Annotated in this window: 17 protein-coding genes; 3 read left to right on the top strand and 14 right to left on the bottom strand. The window is 40.0% G+C overall.

Annotated elements, in window-relative coordinates:
• Nucleotides 1–64: 64 nt before the first annotated feature.
• Nucleotides 65–2290 carry a hybrid sensor histidine kinase/response regulator gene (locus tag V7K49_RS13890; protein WP_335206035.1) on the bottom strand — a complete coding sequence of 742 codons (2226 nt, stop codon included), beginning with the start codon at nucleotides 2288–2290 and terminating at the stop codon, nucleotides 65–67.
• 383 nt (nucleotides 2291–2673) lie between these two features.
• On the opposite strand from V7K49_RS13890, the gene V7K49_RS13885 reads away from it, so the two are divergent.
• Nucleotides 2674–2802, top strand: a complete 129-nt coding sequence (locus V7K49_RS13885; protein ID WP_334874395.1) for a hypothetical protein — start codon at nucleotides 2674–2676, stop codon at nucleotides 2800–2802.
• Nucleotides 2803–2857: 55 nt separating this feature from the next.
• Complete coding sequence (locus V7K49_RS13880; RefSeq protein WP_335206034.1) at nucleotides 2858–3784, top strand: cobalamin-binding protein; 927 nt, start codon at nucleotides 2858–2860, stop codon at nucleotides 3782–3784.
• On the opposite strand, the gene V7K49_RS13875 is transcribed toward V7K49_RS13880, so the two are convergent.
• From V7K49_RS13875 to V7K49_RS13860, 4 genes are all read right to left on the bottom strand, one after another.
• Nucleotides 3754–3948 (bottom strand): hypothetical protein, encoded by a 195-nt coding sequence (locus V7K49_RS13875; RefSeq protein WP_335206033.1) that lies wholly within the window; start codon nucleotides 3946–3948, stop codon nucleotides 3754–3756. The two genes, V7K49_RS13880 and V7K49_RS13875, sit on opposite strands and share 31 nt — an antisense overlap.
• A gap of 22 nt (nucleotides 3949–3970) precedes the next feature.
• Nucleotides 3971–4273, bottom strand: coding sequence for a TMEM165/GDT1 family protein (locus tag V7K49_RS13870; RefSeq protein WP_273763475.1), 303 nt, complete (start codon nucleotides 4271–4273; stop codon nucleotides 3971–3973).
• 93 nt (nucleotides 4274–4366) lie between these two features.
• A complete protein-coding gene (locus V7K49_RS13865) occupies nucleotides 4367–4795 on the bottom strand; it encodes a TMEM165/GDT1 family protein (protein ID WP_334874390.1) in 429 nt (142 codons plus the stop codon).
• Nucleotides 4796–4921: 126 nt separating this feature from the next.
• A complete protein-coding gene (locus V7K49_RS13860; RefSeq protein WP_334874388.1) occupies nucleotides 4922–5272 on the bottom strand; it encodes a YkgJ family cysteine cluster protein in 351 nt (116 codons plus the stop codon).
• Nucleotides 5273–5460: 188 nt separating this feature from the next.
• On the opposite strand from V7K49_RS13860, the gene psb30 reads away from it, so the two are divergent.
• Nucleotides 5461–5604 carry a photosystem II reaction center protein Ycf12/Psb30 gene (psb30, locus tag V7K49_RS13855; protein ID WP_114086065.1) on the top strand — a complete coding sequence of 48 codons (144 nt, stop codon included), beginning with the start codon at nucleotides 5461–5463 and terminating at the stop codon, nucleotides 5602–5604.
• Nucleotides 5605–5675: 71 nt separating this feature from the next.
• Here psb30 and V7K49_RS13850 read toward each other — a convergent pair whose 3' ends face one another.
• The 9 genes from V7K49_RS13850 to V7K49_RS13810 form a co-directional block, all read right to left on the bottom strand.
• The gene (locus V7K49_RS13850) at nucleotides 5676–7802 is read right to left on the bottom strand and encodes a single-stranded-DNA-specific exonuclease RecJ (RefSeq protein ID WP_335206031.1); all 2127 of its coding nucleotides are present in this window, start codon (nucleotides 7800–7802) and stop codon (nucleotides 5676–5678) included.
• A 149-nt stretch (nucleotides 7803–7951) separates the two neighbouring features.
• Nucleotides 7952–8728 (bottom strand): DUF3883 domain-containing protein, encoded by a 777-nt coding sequence (locus V7K49_RS13845; RefSeq protein WP_335206029.1) that lies wholly within the window; start codon nucleotides 8726–8728, stop codon nucleotides 7952–7954.
• Nucleotides 8729–8797: 69 nt separating this feature from the next.
• A complete protein-coding gene (locus V7K49_RS13840; protein WP_335206027.1) occupies nucleotides 8798–9019 on the bottom strand; it encodes a hypothetical protein in 222 nt (73 codons plus the stop codon).
• A 252-nt stretch (nucleotides 9020–9271) separates the two neighbouring features.
• A complete protein-coding gene (locus V7K49_RS13835) occupies nucleotides 9272–9697 on the bottom strand; it encodes a hypothetical protein (protein ID WP_335206025.1) in 426 nt (141 codons plus the stop codon).
• Between the two features lie 93 nt (nucleotides 9698–9790).
• A complete protein-coding gene (gene pstB / locus V7K49_RS13830; protein WP_335206023.1) occupies nucleotides 9791–10618 on the bottom strand; it encodes a phosphate ABC transporter ATP-binding protein PstB in 828 nt (275 codons plus the stop codon).
• Between the two features lie 51 nt (nucleotides 10619–10669).
• Nucleotides 10670–11569: a phosphate ABC transporter permease PstA gene (gene pstA / locus V7K49_RS13825; protein WP_335206021.1), complete on the bottom strand. Its 900-nt coding sequence runs from the start codon at nucleotides 11567–11569 to the stop codon at nucleotides 10670–10672.
• Nucleotides 11570–11575: 6 nt separating this feature from the next.
• Nucleotides 11576–12517 carry a phosphate ABC transporter permease subunit PstC gene (pstC, locus tag V7K49_RS13820; protein ID WP_334874375.1) on the bottom strand — a complete coding sequence of 314 codons (942 nt, stop codon included), beginning with the start codon at nucleotides 12515–12517 and terminating at the stop codon, nucleotides 11576–11578.
• Nucleotides 12518–12566: 49 nt separating this feature from the next.
• On the bottom strand, nucleotides 12567–13568 hold the full coding sequence (locus V7K49_RS13815; protein ID WP_335206020.1) for a PstS family phosphate ABC transporter substrate-binding protein: 1002 nt from the start codon (nucleotides 13566–13568) through the stop codon (nucleotides 12567–12569).
• Nucleotides 13569–13652: 84 nt separating this feature from the next.
• A complete protein-coding gene (locus V7K49_RS13810; protein WP_335206019.1) occupies nucleotides 13653–14810 on the bottom strand; it encodes a sulfate ABC transporter substrate-binding protein in 1158 nt (385 codons plus the stop codon).
• Nucleotides 14811–14842 lie beyond the last annotated feature (32 nt).

The following is a 14842-nucleotide window of genomic DNA, read 5'->3' as shown; positions in this document are numbered from 1 at the left end:
TAGAATATAGATGCTGTATTGGCGAAGTCTTGGGACTAAAAATATGAATGCGATCGCGTAATGTTTATATTGGTGTTTCGTTCATCCGAAAATCGCTATGATTTAAATATCGCATCAATATTGACTCTAATTGAAATACTTGAATTGGTTTGAGAAGATAGTCGTTAGCACCAGCTTGCACAATAGAAAGCTTCTCTGGAGGTTCACTAAAGCCCATCATCACCACCTGCATATGTTGCAAAGAAGGTTCTTGTTTGAGAATATTTAGCAAATCCCAGTCCCTAATATCATCTACTAATTGGACATCCAAAAAAATTAAATCTGGCTGTAGGGTTCGCACCTGTTCCAAAAATTTGTTTTTGTTGTCTATCCACTTGACTTGGTAGCCAATTGTCTGGAGATAATTTTGCAACACTATGCCAGTGTTTTCTTCTTCGACTACCAAAATAGTTTTATTTTTGGGGAGAACTAGGGAGGATGAGGAAGATGTTGCTTCAGTATCTTCCTTAGCTTCATCTGCTGCTCCCAGATGCACTGGGTTTGGTAAAAACAAAGTGAACTGACTCCCTTCTCCCAAAATCGATGTAACACTCACATCTCCACCATGCAAACGCGCTAATTTGCGTGTTAAAGCTAAACCCAAGCCTGTGCCTTCATACTGCCGATTTAACTGACTGTCAAGCTGTTTAAACGGTTCAAATAGAAATTGAAACTGATTTGAGTCTATACCAATTCCAGTATCTGAAATTGTAAAGGTCATCCCTTGCGGTACTTTTTTGACTATCAGCGATACCTGACCGGCTGGAGTGAATTTAATGGCATTGGTGAGTAGGTTGAGTAGCATTTGCTTGATGCGCCGCTCATCAGCAATCAGAATATCCGCTTCTAGGTCAATTTCATGTGTGAGTTGCAATCCCTTTTCTAAGGCGCGATCGCGTACTGTCCATATGGCATAATTACATAAATCTGACACTGGCAAAGGTGAGAGTAACAGTTCCTCTTTGCCTGCTTCCACCTTAGATAAGTCAAGGATATCGTTAATCAGTTCTAGTAGGTGTTCACCACTACTATATATACAACTTACATATTCGTTCTGCTTTTCATTGAGAGAGCCAACTATTTCTTGTTGCAACAACTGTGATAAGCCCATAATTGCATTTAGAGGTGTCCGCAACTCATGGCTCATGGTTGCTAAAAATTCACTTTTTGCCCGACTAGCAGCTTCTGCTGCTTCTTGAGAGGCACGCAGTTTCAACTCTATTTGCTTGCGTTCAGTAATGTCCTCAATCATCGCTAGAAAAAACTCCGGTTCACCATTGCTGTCTGGTATAACAGAAACAGAGATATGAGTCCAAACTAAGCTACCATCTTGATGCAGGCAGCGTCTTTCCATTTCAATGCGATGTCTATCAACAAGCTGTTCCTGAAGTTCGGAGTGTTGGAAACCGAACCTTGAAGTTTTCCCTGAGTTTGTGCGAATTCCTGACACCAGTTGTTTGTAAAGTTTTAAATCCCCCCTTTGTGTAGAAATGTAATCTATAAAGTGCTTGCCGGATAACTCTTCTCGGCTGTATCCTAAAATCTCGCACAGTGCCGGATTAGTATCGACTATCTCCGCTTTCATATCTATAAGTCCAATGCCGATAGAAGAACGCTCAAAAATCGCCCGAAATTGCGCCTCACTCTGTCGCAGTGCTTCCTGGACGACGTTTCGCTCGCTTGCTTCTATAGCCAGGGTCACGAAATCTGCAATCGAGCCAGCAAAAGTCTCTTCTTCCAAAGTCCATTGGCGACTTTCGCCTATGTGTTCGTGACAGACTACGCCCACCAAACGACCCTCTAGCCAAATTGGTTCATCTAGCAAGGATGTGATGCCTAAAACAGAAAGATAAGACTCGGATAATTCTTTGGTTCTTGTATCGTTTCTGGCATCATTTGCGGCAATGGTACGTTCCTCTTCTAAAGCCTGGAAATAAGCTGGATAATTTTTTTGTGAAAGCGAGTTACCAAAGCTATGCTCCTTAGTACTCACATCATATAAATCGATGCATTCAATTTTTGAACGTTCTTGATTATATAACCACACCCCAACTCGCTCCACTAAGAGTGTCCGAGCAGTAGTTTCTGTGATTTCCCTTAAGACCGCGTTGAGATTGCCTTGCTGAAATGTCTTGCTCCTTGCTAGTTCCACCAGTGTCTGACTTTGTTTTCGCCGACCATTTTCTTTGATTTGTAAAGCCTCTTGGGCCTGCTTGTGCTCTGTAATATCTCTAGCTAACACCACCTGCATTAGTTGCCCTCAAAAAAAAATAATTTTGCCTTGCAGTTCTAAGGGAAAATTAGAACCGTCTTTGTATAACTACAATTACTTCATAGGGTTTTTCATAACCGGAAAGTATATTTTTTCTAATCAAATCTGATGATTCTGGATAAGGAATTCCAAACTATATTTTGCTCATAACTTCTATTACTTCATGCCAGTGATTTTTGCTAGGGGATAATTAATATTTAAAATAATTTCACTATCAAGTAATTCTACTATTAAGTAGTATAGTAGTATTTTAAATTTGGGTCTAGGGAACTGTAGGAAGTAGGAAGTAGGGAGTGGTGTAGTTTCATTACTTGAAAAGCGATGTAAGTCGATTTGTTGCTTAGTGCTGATACCAATTCTTTGTGAAACTGCACAAAACCAAGCTTGGTGAGATGAACTTGGGGCAAAATACCCAAGTTTCAGGAGCAACCTCACAGATAATCGGTATGACGACCAAAACAACCTTGATTCTCCTAGAGAAAGATACCTAATGACTCAAATTTTGCCAAAATCTAAGATGACGGTAGCTTTTATGGAGGTGAAGCGATGACGGATAGTAATGTGAGAATAGTTTCCCTAATTCCCGGTGGAACAGAGATTTTAGCGACACTAGGGTTGGTTAATGCTATTGTGGGGCGATCGCACGAATGCGACTACCCTCCAGAAATCCACAATCGCCCCATTTGTACCCAAGCCCGCTTAAACTCCAATGCCTCCAGCAGCCAAATTCATGATGACGTGAACAATTTATTGCAATCTGCTCTCAGTATCTATGAAATCAAAACAGATGTTTTAGAGGAGTTGCAGCCTACCCACATTCTCACGCAAGACCAGTGTAATGTTTGTGCTGTTAGCTTAGACGAGGTTGAAAAGGCAGTTGCTACACTCATTCACAGTAAACCTCAGATTATTTCTTTACAACCTAATATTCTCCAAGATGTTTGGGCTGATATTGAGCGAGTCGGCAACACCTTTAAAGTAGACTCAGTAAAAGTTCTAGAAAACTTAGAAGCTCGCGTCAAAATTTGTCAGCAAAAAATCCAAGGACTTTCTTTAAATGAAGTGCCTACTGTCGCCTGTATCGAGTGGACTGATCCTTTGATGATCGCTGCCAATTGGATTCCTGAATTAGTCAACTTAGCAGGAGGACACTCTCTGTTTAGCGTTACAGGTCAGGCTTCTCCTATCTTGCCGTGGGAAACACTAATAGCAAGTAACCCAGATATCATTGTTTTTATGCTTTGCGGCTTTGATTTAAATCGGACTCGTCAAGAAGCCAATTTGTTAACTCAACGTTCAGACTGGGAAAAACTGCACGCTACCCAAGCTGGTAGGGTCTACATCACCGATGGCAATTCTTACTTTAATCGTCCAGGGCCGCGACTGGTAGATTCTCTAGAAATTTTGGCTGAAATTTTGCATCCAGAAATTTTTCAATACGGCTACAAAGGAACCGGTTGGGAACCTTTGTAATTTAGCTGGATGTGCAACTCTGGTGATTTGGTTAAGGTGATTTCGATAAACCTCTCCCAGACTTGAACTAAAGTTGAAGTCTGTCCTTCTGGGACTCCCAGAGGGACGGTTTTGGGTAGTAAAATCTCTGGTATTTTGATTGAGCTAGTTAGGCAATACCACATGAGCCGTCGAACTCACGTTTGGTTATGGTGTTTGTTCAGAATCCGTCGATGGTTCATTGTTAAATAACAGCAGGCGGGCAGCGAGGACGGCAAATCCCACAGCAGCGATCGCTTTTAACAAGCGTGTAGGTAATAATTCTGCTACTGCTCCCCCTGCTAATGCTCCCAACAGGCTTGTCAACAGCAGTGCGCCTGCTGCGCCAAAAAATACTGCCCGCGGAGAATTAGAACGCCCTGAAAGTGCGATCGCCGCTAGCTGACTTTTGTCACCCAATTCTGATAAAAAAACTGTAATAAAGCTCAGTCCTAAAAGATGCCAATCCATATGATTAAGAAGGAGAGTGGGGGAGAAAGGGGAGCAGGGGAAGCAGGGGGAGAAAAACTCCTAACTCCTGTACAGACGCGATTAATCGCGTCTCTAACCTTGGAATATATCCCAAAACAGCATTAGGGAAATCACCAACAACATCACGCCTGCTGATTTTTCTATAGTTTTCGGGCTGAGTCGGCTGGCTATCCAACTACCTAAAAGCACACCTAATAAGCTGGTAGTTATCAACGCAGCCGCAGATCCTATAAATACAACCCACGGCGAATGAGATTGTGCACTCATTAACAGCGTGGATAGCTGAGTCTTATCTCCAATTTCTGCTAGAAAAATAGTTACAAAAGTTGTACCAAAAACTACCACCACTGATTGCTGCTTTTGAGGACTATCCGCAACTACAGCCTGAACTGGCTGGGCGATCGCTGGAGTTAAGTTAAAATCAGTGCTGTCTTTCAGTTCTAGCTCAATCTCAGTCTCAGATATGCCAGAAATGTCCAAAGGAGCAGAGTCAAGTTTCACGAGCAGTAGTTTTGTTGTTAGGTTGCTTTCATATTTCTATCATATTCTCAGATTGTTGTAATAAATTGCAACTCCAGAGATGAATACAAAAAAATTATCGGGTGTGTTTGCGTCCTTGCATCCTCTTCACAAGCCAACAGCTTTATTGAAGCGGATTATTTCCAAACTGCGATCGCCATATACTCCCTCTATTTGCTGGCGACAGCAGTCAATGGCAAAATCGTTGACTTCTTCTGGTTCAACCCCATACATATCTTGAAATACATCTGATTCCACACGGCAGAAACGAGGACGATCTGAGTAGATGCGGCATTCTCGCGTGGTATGGTCGAAATTAACGCACCATCCCCCTTCGCCTACCATGCTGAGATAAAGTTCTAGTTCTGGTGGAGAGAGATACTCATCCAAATCTGGACGCTCTGCTGGATCAAGATTACAGCAGGCTCCACATTGCTTTACACATTGCCAAGTTGCCATTTTAAATTAGGGAGTGGGGACAAGGGGACAAGGAAAATAACCATGCCCCTATTTTACTTTTTTATATCTTTTCTTATAATTTTGTTAAGTAAATTAAATCTAACAAGCCATAGACAGATATGATCGATTGCGGGTTTTGTAACTAAGTTATTGAATTTTTTAAGACAATTGGGAGGAGAAGAGGAAAAATGTTTGACGCTGTGTCTGACTTGTTTAACGCTTTTACCAGTATCAATTGGGAAGTTATTTTCCAATTGCTGTCCGTGGCGCTAATTGTGATTGCTGGGCCAGTGGTAATCTTTTTGCTGGCATTTCGCAACGGCAACTTATAAGAGTGCTGAGTGCTGACTAAGGAGTTAACAGTTAAGAGTTAGGAATGAGAAGTTAATTCATAATTCATAACTCATAACTCAGCACTCAGCACTGATAACGCCTGAAGGGCAACTTGAATAATACTGTCATACTGTGGTTGAGAAATATCAACTTCTTTGGCGTTTTGACGATTAGTGCCCAGCAAACCGATTGTATGTCCTGGCTGCATGGCTAAGACTTTGCCTTCAGAATTTTTAATTCTTAATTCTGCTTCAATACCGTTTTTATAGAAACCACAAGTATAATGTCGCTTGTTGTATTCAAAAGTTGTGCTTGACTGGATAGGTGGCGAAGCAAAAAATTGTTGAAGCTGAATTGGCAGTCTAACACCTATTAACTCTAGCTCGATGGTGGTGTTACCGTTAAAGTAATTTTCTCGCAGTTTGTAAGCGACATCCACTCGCAGTGGTAAGCGGAAATAGTCGCCCCAACGCCAAGCGATCGCTTTGATTTTATACTCTTGATTATCAACAGTTTGGGCAATTGTCAGTTTGATGTGACCCTTACCAACGATTTTTTGCTCAACCACTTGAACATTAGGTGTCCAAAAAACTGGATCGGGGTTGTCCATACCGCAGGGGTGTAGAGCATTAAGCTGTTGATAAAGCTGCTGATTGATGTGATTAAGGTTGACTTCGGCATCAATTTTGAGCAGAGGCTTGAGATGCTGGGGTTCAAGACACTGGTTAGCAAACTCAATCAAACGCGATCGCAACACCTGTAAATTCGCTGCTGGTAGAGAGAATCCCCCGGCTGCTTTGTGTCCGCCAAATTTCCCTAGTAAATCGTGACAATATTCCAAAGCTTCAAATACATGAAACTCTGGAATTGAGCGTGCTGAACCGCGTATGTGTTCCTCATCTTCATAAGTACCGATAAACACTGGAACACCGTAGCGTTCCACCAAGCGGGAGGCAACAATACCAATAACGCCGTGATGCCAATTGGGTTGAACAACAACTAATACACGGTTTTGTTGTAGAGACGCAACAAATTCTGTCTCTACATAAGCGATCGCTTCTTGTTCAATTTGCTCACACATTAGCTGGCGAGAGGCGTTGATTTGTTCGCACTGCATTGCTCTTTCCAGTGCCACCCCCATATCATCCGTAGTCAGCAATTCAATGACAGTCTGGGGATTACCAATCCGACCAATAGCATTAATTCGTGGCCCCAAGCGAAACCCGATATCTTCAGGCTTGAGGGATTTTGGATTTTGGATTTTGGATTTTGGATTGAGGATTTTCTCCCCTGCTCCCCCTGCTCCCCCTGCTCCCCCTGCTCCCTCATCTCCCCTCGCCTGCACGCCGCCTACCTGAATCAACGCCTTCACGCCAGCCAAGTTGGATTTGGGTAAATGCTGTAAACCACGTTTTACCCAGCGGCGATTTACGCCAGTTAAGGGAGCTAAATCTGCGATCGTTCCCAGTGTAAACAGTGCTAGCATCGGCTGGATCAAGCCTTTAGTTTCCCCTAGCTGTTGTGCTAAAGACACTGCCAAAATGTAGGCAACACCAACACCAGCAACACCCCGATAAGGTGAGGATTCGGCTATTAGTTTGGGATTAAGAATAGCGTTAGCTGGCGGTAATTTTTGGGGGATATCGTGGTGATCGGTGATAATAACCGCAAGACCAAGTTCTCTAGCTCTAGCAACTGGTTCAAACGCAGAGATACCATTATCTACAGTGAGAATTAGTCCTACGCCTTCGCTGTGGAATTCTTCAACTATGCGTTTATTAATACCGTAACCTTCGTGCATCCGACTGGGGATAGCATAATCTACCTGTGCGCCTAAAGTGCGGAGACTACGCAAAAGTAGAGCAGTGCTAGTCATCCCATCAGCATCATAATCACCACAAATAGCAATTTTTATTTGCGAGGCGATCGCATTTTGCAACAACTCCAAACTAATCGCCAAATCTGGGAAATCTTCCAACGGCGAAGGTAAGACTAAAGACTCTGGCTCTAAAAATGCTTGTACCTGTTCTGGTGTTTCCATACCCCGATTAATCAGCAGCTGACTGATAATGGGGGAAATATTTGTCAAAACCGCCAGCTTTTGGGCAAATTCTGGTTTCTGCGGATAAATTTGCCAGCGCTGATTAGGTAAGCGCCTGCTAGGTTTTGAAAGTTCAGATACAGGTCGGTCTAGCACAATAAAAGTTAGGAGTTATTAGTTATGATGTATATTAACTAATTAATTGTCGTTTTTATCTCTGACAAAAATCTAGCTGTGAACTTTTGTAATGAAAAATTAATGAATCATTTAAAATATTAATAATTATATAATTATTAATATTTATATCACCAAGTAAGAGATTTAGAATTAAAAGTGATTTGTCTTTGTAATATAATGTTTCTTGTAAAATTCATATTGCTTACAGGATCAAAAATAATACTAAATTTTGGAACATCTTGCAAACTACTTACTATAACAAGAGCATAATCCTTTCTATATTCCTGCGCTTTCAAGAATTCATTATTTGTTAATCTTACACTACCATAATTAGATTTAATGCCTTTTATTTCAGCTAAAAATACGTTTTGGAAAACATCTACTTGAAAATCGTAGCCATCTCCAAATGTTCGGGCATCTTCTAAAAAACCATCTTTAAATTCCTGAATACTTTGATAGTTTTTTATAAAAAACAGTTCTGCTGCTTTGCCAGTATCTTGTAATTGCTTAAATTTGCTCTTTAAAATAGGGCTTATAGGTTTTGTATCTATAGTGTCTATACTACTGATTTTTTTATCTAAGTAGAGTTTGATAATATTTGCATAAGATTTATAATCTTCTGATCCAAAAAGGGAATCAATTAGTATTTTTCGATGAATATATGTATTTCCCTTTAGCCACCATCCTTTTCGTGCATTATCAAAAAAAGGATCAAATAAATCTTGTCTATTTTTTAATGTTCCTACAGTTTTAGCAATACCATTGTTTACAAAATAAAGAAAAAACTCTTGCTTAGTTTTAAAACTAAATTCTCTAACAAAATCCATATCAAATTTAGCCAAACCATATCCAATTAGATTAAGAATTTCATAATTCTCATGTTTGTTAGTATTAGCTCGACTCATAAACTTGACTATTAACTTAAATTAATAAAATAATAATTGAATGGTTTTAATATCAGCGATTACACTATATCAAGCAGCATCTAAAAGTGTGGGAAAAAGAACATACCCAGCATCTGTAAATTTTCTTGCAATATAACTAAGTACTCTGGATGCTGTAAGCGCACCATGTAAAGTAGTATCTTCAGATATAGGAGACAAAGAGCTATTAAGTTCTTGATCTTGTTCTTTAGATAATTTGATATTAGCTCTGTAACGAACTCTTGAACCTAGATTGCAAGCTGGCTTGATCATGAAATATTTGTTGTCAAACAAAGAATTCAATTATAAGACAATAAGGTTCAGTTAAGGATTTTTGGTACTGATTTTAGACCTGTAGAGACACAAAATTCCGCGTGTTCTACCAAGGATTTTGGGCTTAACTGAAAGGTATTGTCCTACAGAAGACAGTAGTATGTCACTGATCACACATAATAAATTACTGTACATAGGAATTTTGAATTAAAGGTTATTTCTTAACTCATAACTCATAACACTAATTGCGATCTAAAACACGTTTATCCTACCATCATCCATAATATAGAACGAGCGATCGCCCGGAGAGCGCCAAGTCGGACGGAGTTCCAGCCGCAATGTACCAAAGTTAGGTTTCGAGACAATTGCTTGTAGTGATAAACCCTTTTCGCTCCAAAATATCAGAGATGTATTTGGCTCCGTACCCTCTATTTGTTCTAGATTTAATTTTTGCCCTGGACTCAAGGATATTGCGTCAGTCCCAGAGGGTTTTTGGATTTGTATCAAGTTAGGTGTACTATTTATCACTTCAACACGGATGTGTTGCCCAGGTGTAAACTGAATTGGGTGCGACCCACACTTAGAGGCACAAGTTTTAGCTAAAGTAGCATTGGGGTTATTGATTGATGCCACTAAAACGGTAGCTGCAACTAAAGCAAATGACAGAGGCTTAAACATAACATACAGTATAAGTATTTAGCTGAAATATTACTTTAAGTTAGTACTATTAAGCCTCAGCATATTTTCCATAATTATAACTGTGATATCTCTTTAACCGAAGCGTCCACTGATATAATCCTCAGCTTCTTTGGTTTGAGGAGAACTGAACATTTGCGCTGTAGGATTAAACTCAACTAATTTGCCACGACGTTTGCCATGCTCGTCAATTTCTGTATTGAAGAAAGCCGTGAAATCTGCCACTCTGGAAGCTTGCTGCATATTGTGAGTTACCATAATGATGGTGTATTGCTGCTTGAGTTCTAAACAGAGTTCTTCTACTTGGCGGCTAGAAATTGGGTCGAGAGCAGAACATGGTTCATCCATCAATAATACATCTGGCTTCATGGCGATCGCTCTTGCTATGCAAAGCCGTTGCTGTTGTCCGCCAGATAATGCAGTTCCCTTCTCTTTGAGTTTGTCTTTGACTTCATCCCAGATAGCAGCGCGTCTGAGGGAATCTTCCACCAATTCATCAATGTTACCCTTATAACCGTTAGCACGCGGCCCAAAGGAAATATTTTCGTATATTGATTTGGGGAAAGGATTCGGTCTTTGAAAAACCATTCCGACTTTTCGTCTTAATTTTACAGAATTTATCTTAGGATCATAAATGTTGCGATCGCGATAATTAAGTCTCCCTTCTACCTTAGCTCCAGGGATTAAATCATTCATCCGGTTGAAGCAACGCAGTAAGGTACTTTTACCACATCCTGAAGGCCCAATAAAAGCAATAATTTGTTTATCAGGAATCTTTAGATAAACATCTAAAAGTGCCAAAAATCCTCCATAGTAGACCTTCACACCTTCAACATTGAATACACCCTTGTCTTGGTCGATTATGGCACTATCTGATTTACTTCTACTATTGCTATAAGTCATTTAGCTGTTCTCCTAATATCCGTGAATGTATCCAATTAAATATTTAATTACCTAATTTATTGAGAAGCGTTGTCGAATATAAATTGCTACACCATTTAAGACTAAAATCAAGAGTAACAACGCAATAATTGTCGCTGCTGCTGCACTAGCAAAACCCGGTTCAGGACGAGTAATGTAACTGTAAATTTGAATGGGTAATGCCATAAATCTCTGAAACAAACCAGGGTTAAAGGTGAGAAAACCCACAGCACCTACAACAATCAGAGAGGCTGCATCACCAATAGCACGGGATACTGAGATAATTACCCCCGTCAAAATACCGGGGATAGCATAGGGTATGACATGATTGCTGATAGTTTGCCATTTTGTGACACCTAATCCGTAAGAAGCATTTCTCAAGGAATCTGGGACAGCGCGAATTGCTTCTCTAGCTGTCACAATAATTACTGGTAAAGACAACAAAGATAAAGTCAATGCACCGGAAATCAAAGCGGGGCCAAACCCAAGCAAATAATTGAAAACCCCTAAACCCAGTAATCCATAGACAATAGAAGGCACACCCGCCAGATTACTGATATTAATCTCAATAATCGCTGTCCACCCAGCTTTAGGTGCATACTCTTCTAGATATAAAGCGGCTCCTACACCAATTGGGACAGTTACGAAAATCACAACAGCTCCTAAAAGCATACTGCTGATAATCGCAGGACGAATACCACCTTGGTCAGGAAAACGAGAAGGAGTTTCCGTCAGAAACCCGGGTGATAAAAATCTGCCTAATCCGTCTTTCAAAATATCAAAAAGTAGTAACGCTAGGATAAATAAACCAATCAGCAATCCTAACAAAAAAAGTACTTCAAATACTTTCCCTAATTTATCCCTACTCTCAACATTATCGGTAAATTCTGGTGCAGATTCTAAAGAATCATCTTGTTGATAACTTGTAGCCATATCTATTTAGTCGTATTTTTCTTTAAAGCGATTAGCAATCCAGTAACTAACAATATTCAAAGCAAGGGTAAGTAGAAACAGTACAGCGCCTACAGCATATAATGTCTTGAAATTAAGACTACCACGCGGACTATCTCCACCAGAAATTTGCGCCATGTAAGCTGTCATGGTTTCTACTGATTCCATAAAATTAACAGTTAATCTTGGTTGTTGTCCGGCAGCGATCAGGACAGTCATTGTTTCACCTACAGCGCGAGAAATACCCAAAATAATTGAGGCGATGATTCCAGAAAGTGCAGCTGGTAGAACTACTTTAAAAATGGTTTCCAGTTTAGTAATACCTAAAGCATAAGCTCCTTCTCGCAAAGAACGGGGAACTGCTCGGATAGCATCTAAGCTGATAGAACCAACAGTAGGAGTAATCATTACCCCCATCATTAACCCCGCACTCAAAGCGTTGAATATTTCCAGAGGGATAAGATTCCGCAGCAATGGTGTAAGGAACAACAGCGCAAAGTAACCATATACTACCGTTGGTATTCCTGCCAAAAGTTCCACCGCTGGACGTAAAATTGCTGCCACTTTAGGTTCAGCATATTCACTCAAATAAATGGCGGAAGATAAGCCCAAAGGAATAGCAACTGCCATCGCAATAGCTGTTGTTAAGAAAGTGCCATTAATCAATGGCCAAACACCAAAATGTTTATCTGCAAATAGAGGTGTCCATTTAGTATCAAGAAAGAATTTGGCAAATGAGACTTCTTGGAAAAAACTGAATGTCTCCTGAAAAATAATTACAACAATCCCAAAGGTAGTCAAAACCGAGACTAAAGCACAAGCAAATAAAATCGCCGCAATAATCTTTTCTGAAATATCTTCAGATGCATTTTTTTCCAGAGACTCTCTGGATAGTAGATAAGGATTGTCTTGATAATTGGTATTCTGCATAAACAGTGAATTTTTGACTACAATTTAACTACAATGATTGAGACTTTATTTAAATAAAGTTTGTGATTGGCTCACCTGGTTTTGCTTTTTTAAACTTTGTCCCAGTTTCACCAGTAGCAAATTTTTGTTTGACTTTGAGATAAGCATCATCCGGTAGTGCTACATAACCAACACTATCTACCCACTTCCAAGAATTTTCTAAATAAAAATCTACAAATTCTTTGACTGCTGGCTTAGTATCTAAAGATTTTTTACTGACGTAGATGAACAGAGGACGAGACAAAGGTGTATAGATATTTTTGATCACATTATCCACTGGCACTGGTTTTTCACACTTTCCTGTAAGACTTTCTACAGCAACTAGATTCAGTTTTTCTTGATTTTGAATATAGTAAGATATCCCTACATAACCCAAAGCTGTTACATCACCTGAAACTCCTTGTACAAGAAGGTTTTGATTCTGAGTGGCAGTGTAATCTGTACGGCCATTCTTGGCTTTACCAGTCACAGCTTGAGTCATATAATCGAATGTTCCCGTATCCGAAGATGGAGCATATAGCTTCAGCTTTTGGTTAGGAAACTTGGGATTAACTTGATTCCATGTCAATACTTTACCGTCTGATTTGCCGCCCCAAATCTTACCCAGTTCCTTAATAGTTAAACATTTGGCAAAGTTATTTTGGCGGTTGGCAATTACGGCGATGCCATCTAAAGCTATAGGCAACTCGACAAATTTAATATTCTTACTTTTACATTTTTTTATTTCTTCATCTCGAATGGTACGAGAAGCACCAGCTATATCAATATCGCCATTACAAAATTTACTGAAACCACCACCAGTACCACTTGAGGCAACGCTTACTTTAGCTTCAGGTTTGACTTTACCGTATTCTTCTGCAACTGCTAAAGAAATAGGAAAACCTACAGCTGCACCATCAATACTCACCTGAATTTTCTTTTCCTCATTGGTGCTACAAGCAGTGATACTGCTGGCAATAATCATTAAAGATATGAGGAAAAAGCTATCCTTAAATCTGCTATGAAAGCTCATAAATTATCAATTGAGTAAAGTGACTTAAAATTCCTTATACTTGGCTATCTTCTAGGAGATAATCCGGCACGAAAAATATAGATATCATGCTTTGCTGGCAGCTTGAACTTTGTCAAAAATTGCCCCTTCTCCAAAAAACTTTTTCTGGATAATATCCCAGCCACCTAAATCTTGAGATGTGAATAAAGTTTTAATTGGCTGATATTGTGATGCTACTTCTTGGGTAACAGTGGGGTTAACAGGACGATATTGTAATTTAGCAAATTCCCGTTGAGCTTCTGTCGAGTAAAGAAAATCAACAAATGCTTGTGCAACTTCTCTTGTACCATGTTTATCAACGTTTTTATCAACTACAGCTACAGGATTATCAATGGAAATATTGACTTGGGGTACAACATAAGGTAATTTGGTTCCATTTTTTCCTGCTAAAATTACCTCGTTCTCGTAGTTGATTAAGACATCACCCTGATTTTGTTGGAAAAATAAATTGCTAGCTTCACGAGCATCTTTCGTCAGAATAGGAGTGTTTTTATAAACTTTGGTGACGTAATCTAACGCTGTCGCTTCGTCACCTCCGGTTAGACTCACGGAACCCCAAAAAGCCAAGAATTCCCAGATAGCAATACCAGAAGTTTTTGGGTTAGCGGCAATCACTTTCACGCCATCTTTTGCTAAGTCTGCCCAAGTATTGATGCCTTTGGGATTGCCTTCGCGGGTGACGATCGCAGCAACCGATTTACTAACAATACCATTTCTCGGAGCTTTGGTTTCCCAACCTGATTTAATCAAACCTGCAAGAGCAATTTTGCTGACATCCAGAGGAAGTGCCAAATGTACTATATCTGCTTCTTGCGAACCAGCAATGACAGCAGCCGCTTGAGCGCCAGAACCCCCATAACTTTGCTCAAATGTGACGTTTTGGTTGTGTTCTTGCTTCCACTTTTGGACAAATTTGGGAATTATCTGGTCATGAGCGGCTTTGGTAACAGAGAAAGAAACAATTTTTAGCTTAACATCATTTTTGCTAGCTGAACTGCTTCCAGAGCAGGAGGCAACTGCTATACTCAAAAAAGCACTTATGAGAAACAGACTCACAAAGCTTTGCACAGTCTGTCTATTCAACCAACTCTTAATTGAGTGTTGATACGAGAGTTGTATAGTCTGCAAAGTTTTCATGGCATAAGCCTGCATCCCCTCAGTGAGGAATTTACTTAATTGTGTCAGTTGTTGCGACTTGCTCATCAGAATACACCCCTAAATCTACGGTATTTCTA

This window comes from Nostoc sp., assembly GCF_036919675.1.
Taxonomy (GTDB): domain Bacteria; phylum Cyanobacteriota; class Cyanobacteriia; order Cyanobacteriales; family Nostocaceae; genus Nostoc.
The sequence above is the reverse complement of the archived record's forward strand: the minus strand, read 5'-3'. Positions and strand labels throughout refer to the sequence as shown.